The organism is Acinetobacter sp. 1566109 (assembly GCF_000582255.1).
GTDB lineage: Bacteria > Pseudomonadota > Gammaproteobacteria > Pseudomonadales > Moraxellaceae > Acinetobacter > Acinetobacter nosocomialis.
Genome location: NZ_JEYB01000214.1, coordinates 1 through 741, shown reverse-complemented (window position 1 = coordinate 741; position 741 = coordinate 1). Strand labels below are relative to the sequence as shown.

Sequence of the window (741 nt, the reverse complement as noted above, 5' to 3'; positions counted from 1 at the left end):
GAAAATTTCAGTATGATGACTTGAACAATAAGGTTTTAGTTTGTATTATGGCGGCTCGTTCCGGTGAGGTGGATGAGTGGCTGAAATCACTTCCCTGCTAAGGAAGCATACCTATTACTGGTATCGAGGGTTCGAATCCCTCTCTCACCGCCATTTACTTAATGCGCTCATAGCTCAGCTGGATAGAGCACTTGGCTACGAACTAAGGGGTCGGGAGTTCGAATCTCTCTGAGCGCACCAAGTAAAACAGAACGAATCGCTGAAAAGCACACAAGTTACGCGCTCATAGCTCAGCTGGATAGAGCACTTGGCTACGAACTAAGGGGTCGGGAGTTCGAATCTCTCTGAGCGCACCAACTTGAAGAATTAACCGCTTTTATAGCGGTTTTTTTGTGCCTGTTATTTAGTAAAATTTTAAAAATCTAAATTTATAACTTTTTAATTATATTAGAGATAATGATAAATGAATCTGGCTTTATTTGACTTTGATGGCACAATCACTCATAACGATACTTTTAGTTTATTTCTTAAATTCTCTTTGAGTAGAAAAACTCAAATATTAGGTGGTCTTCGGCTTGCGCCTTATATTGCAGGATATAAGTTCGGATGGGTAACGGATAAAATCATACGAACTAAGCTCTGTCAGGTGGGATATATAGGCTACGATGCGGATTTTCTAAAATATATGGGACAAGAGTTTGCTAAAACGGTAATTCCTACCTGTATTCGTGAAAATGCTTT

Annotated in this window: 3 tRNA genes and 1 pseudogene; all 4 read left to right on the top strand. The window is 39.5% G+C overall.

What is annotated here, in order from left to right:
- The first annotated feature begins 62 nt into the window (after positions 1–62).
- A tRNA-Ser gene (locus J582_RS25485) sits at positions 63–153 on the top strand.
- A gap of 10 nt (positions 154–163) precedes the next feature.
- Positions 164–240: transfer RNA gene (locus J582_RS25480), tRNA-Arg, on the top strand.
- Between the two features lie 39 nt (positions 241–279).
- Positions 280–356: transfer RNA gene (locus J582_RS25475), tRNA-Arg, on the top strand.
- 107 nt (positions 357–463) lie between these two features.
- Positions 464–741 (top strand): annotated as a pseudogene (locus J582_RS25470) (HAD-IB family hydrolase); the annotation flags it as partial.